The following is a 3,927-nucleotide window of genomic DNA, read 5'->3' as shown; positions in this document are numbered from 1 at the left end:
GCCTGCGCCTGTTGCCAAGCCGGTCGCCCCGGCGCCTGCGGCCAAACCGGCTCCAGCCGCCAAGCCTGCCGAAAAACCGGCCGTCGTGGCCAAGGCCGCGACTGGCGCTGCCGGCAGCAGCTGGTATGCCAGCCAGCCTACCGGTAACTTCGTGGTGCAGATCCTCGGCACCAGCTCCGAAGCCAACGCCCAGGCGTTCGTGAAAGAGCAGGGCGGCGAGTACCGTTATTTCAAGAAAGTGCTCAACGGCAAGCCTCTCTACGTGATCACTTACGGCAACTTCTCCAGCCGTACAGCAGCGGAATCCGCTATCAAGGCCTTGCCAGCGAAGGTTCAGGCTGGTAAACCTTGGCCTCGCACTGTCGCCAGCGTTCAACAAGAACTGGCAACAACTCGCTGAAGATCCGGCGGCCTTACCCAGGCCGCCCTCTCGGCACCTCAAAAAAAACAACACAGCGTGCAGCCCTGAAGGCCGCGCGCTTTGTGGTGTCTGCGTCACAGTGGCTTTTGAGTCGTAGCGGTCAAAATTAAAAAAGTTTTGACTAGCACAGCATATCGCTTTAAACCTTTCATAAATGCGACATAGATTTGCGACATTTCGTCGCTAAATTTGTGAGCGTCTGTGTCGGTGTGTACAATGACCTCCCTTTTGCCCCCGCTAAGCCGGCGTACGTTCGGCGTGGAAGGTAACCGGTTGAATTGAAAAGAAATTTGCCTCGGAATAAGAGGCAGCCTGGTGAGAAAGTGTCTATGAAAGCAGGTCTGTACCAACCCGATGAATTCAAGGATAACTGCGGTTTCGGCCTGATAGCCCACATGCAGGGCGAGCCCAGTCATACCCTTTTGCAAACGGCCATCGAGGCCCTGACCTGCATGACCCACCGCGGTGGGATCAACGCCGACGGCAAGACCGGTGACGGTTGCGGCTTGCTGATTCAAAAGCCCGACCAGTTCCTGCGCGCAGTCGCCAAGGAACATTTCGGCGCCGATTTGCCCAAGCAGTACGCTGTGGGCATGGTGTTCTTCAACCAGGACCCGGTAAAAGCCGAAGCTGCTCGCGAGAACATGAACCGCGAGATCCTGGCTGCTGGCCTGCAGCTCGTCGGCTGGCGCAAAGTGCCGATCGACACCAGCGTACTGGGCCGCCTGGCCCTGGAGCGCCTGCCGCAGATCGAACAAGTGTTCATCGCAGGCGACGGCCTGAGCGACCAGGACATGGCGATCAAGCTGTTCACCTCTCGTCGTCGCTCGTCCGTGGCCAATGCCGCCGACACCGACCACTACATCTGCAGCTTTTCCCACAAGACCATCATTTATAAAGGCCTGATGATGCCGGCGGACTTGACCGCCTTCTATCCAGACCTGAGCGATGCGCGCCTGCAAACCGCAATCTGCGTGTTCCACCAGCGCTTCTCCACCAATACCCTGCCGAAATGGCCGCTGGCCCAGCCATTCCGCTTCCTCGCCCACAACGGCGAGATCAACACCATCACCGGCAACCGCAACTGGGCCGTGGCCCGTCGCACCAAGTTCGCCAACGACCTGATGGACCTGGAAGAGCTCGGCCCGCTGGTCAACCGCGTGGGTTCCGACTCCTCCAGCATGGACAACATGCTCGAACTGATGGTCACTGGCGGCATCGACCTGTTCCGTGGCGTGCGCATGATCATTCCGCCAGCGTGGCAGAACGTCGAGACCATGGACCCCGACCTGCGGGCGTTCTATGAGTACAACTCGATGCACATGGAACCGTGGGACGGCCCGGCCGGCGTGGTAATGACCGACGGTCGCTACGCCGTGTGCCTGCTCGACCGTAACGGCCTGCGCCCGGCGCGCTGGGTGACCACCACCAACGGCTTCATCACCCTGGCGTCGGAAATCGGCGTGTGGAACTACAAGCCGGAAGACGTGATCGCCAAGGGCCGCGTTGGCCCGGGCCAGATCCTCGCCGTGGACACCGAGACCGGTCAGATCCTTGACACCGATGCCATCGACAACCGCTTGAAGTCCCGTCATCCGTACAAGCAATGGCTGCGCAAGAATGCCCTGCGCATCCAGGCAACCATGGAAGACAACGACCACGGTTCTGCCTTCTACGACGTCGACCAGCTCAAGCAGTACATGAAGATGTACCAGGTCACCTTCGAAGAACGTGACCAGGTGCTGCGCCCACTGGGCGAGCAGGGCTATGAGGCCGTTGGCTCCATGGGCGATGACACGCCAATGGCCGTGCTGTCCCAGCGCGTGCGCACGCCGTACGACTATTTCCGCCAGCAGTTCGCCCAGGTGACCAACCCGCCGATCGACCCGCTGCGCGAAGCCATCGTGATGTCCCTGGAAGTGTGCCTCGGTGCCGAGCGCAACATCTTCCAGGAATCGCCTGAGCACGCTTCCCGCGTGATCCTCAGCTCGCCGGTCATTTCCCCGGCCAAGTGGCGCTCGTTGATGACCCTGGATCGCCCAGGCTTCGACCGGCAGATCATCGACCTGAACTACGACGAGAGCCTCGGCCTGGAAGCCGCGGTGCGCAATGTCGCCGATCAGGCGGAAGAAGCCGTGCGTGCCGGCCGTACCCAGATCGTGCTGACCGACCGCCATATCGCCCCGGGCAAGCTGCCGATCCACGCTTCCCTGGCCACCGGCGCGGTACACCACCGCCTGACCGAAAAGGGCCTGCGTTGCGATTCCAACATCCTGGTTGAAACCGCCACCGCCCGCGACCCGCATCACTTTGCGGTGTTGATCGGCTTCGGCGCCTCGGCGGTGTATCCGTTCCTGGCTTACGAAGTACTCGGCGACCTGATCCGTACCGGCGAAGTGCTGGGCGACCTCTACGAGGTGTTCAAGAACTACCGTAAAGGCATCACCAAGGGCCTGCTGAAGATCCTGTCGAAGATGGGCATCTCCACCGTCACGTCCTACCGCGGCGCGCAATTGTTCGAAGCCATCGGCCTGTCGGAAGAAGTTTGCGAGATGAGCTTCCGTGGCGTGCCGAGCCGCATCAAGGGTGCGCGTTTCGTCGACATCGAAGCCGAGCAGAAAGCCCTGGCCGCCGAAGCCTGGAGCGCGCGCAAGCCGATCCAGCAAGGTGGCCTGCTGAAGTTCGTGCACGGTGGCGAATACCACGCCTACAACCCGGACGTGGTCAACACCCTGCAAGCCGCCGTGCAGCAAGGCGACTACGCCAAGTTCAAGGAATACACCGCGCTGGTGGATAACCGCCCGGTGTCGATGATCCGCGACCTGTTCAAGGTGAAAACCCTGGACACGCCGCTGGCCATCAGCGAGATCGAGCCACTGGAATCGATCCTCAAGCGTTTCGACTCCGCCGGTATTTCCCTGGGCGCCTTGTCGCCTGAGGCTCACGAAGCCCTGGCCGAGGCCATGAACCGCCTGGGTGCGCGTTCCAACTCCGGCGAAGGCGGTGAAGACCCGGCGCGCTACGGCACCATCAAGAGCTCGAAAATCAAGCAGGTCGCCACTGGCCGCTTTGGTGTGACCCCGGAATACCTGGTCAACGCCGAAGTGCTGCAGATCAAGGTTGCCCAGGGCGCCAAGCCGGGCGAAGGCGGGCAACTGCCAGGCGGCAAGGTCAACGGCCTGATCGCCAAGCTGCGTTATGCAGTGCCGGGCGTGACGTTGATTTCACCGCCGCCGCACCACGACATCTACTCGATCGAGGATTTGTCGCAGCTGATTTTCGACCTCAAACAAGTCAACCCGCAGGCCCTGGTCTCGGTGAAACTGGTCGCAGAAGCCGGCGTGGGCACCATCGCCGCGGGTGTGGCCAAGGCCTATGCCGACCTGATCACCATCTCCGGCTACGACGGCGGCACCGGCGCTTCGCCGCTGACCTCCATCAAGTACGCCGGTGCGCCGTGGGAACTGGGCCTGGCCGAGACTCACCAGACCCTGCGCGGCAACGAC

The 3,927-nt window shown here is 61.6% G+C and carries 2 protein-coding genes; both read left to right on the top strand.

Annotation, left to right across the window (positions count from 1 at the left end; all coding sequences use genetic code 11):
* Positions 1 to 400, top strand: a 400-nt coding sequence (locus HX846_RS31660; protein WP_178966908.1) for an SPOR domain-containing protein, incomplete at its 5' end; no start/stop codon positions are given.
* A gap of 350 nt (positions 401 to 750) precedes the next feature.
* Positions 751 to 3,927 (top strand): glutamate synthase large subunit (gltB, locus tag HX846_RS31655; RefSeq protein WP_178966907.1); only part of this gene is annotated, 3,177 nt, incomplete at its 3' end.

This window comes from Pseudomonas sp. K5002 (assembly GCF_013386655.1).
Lineage (GTDB): Bacteria > Pseudomonadota > Gammaproteobacteria > Pseudomonadales > Pseudomonadaceae > Aquipseudomonas.
This window is presented reverse-complemented; position numbering and strand designations above follow the sequence as displayed.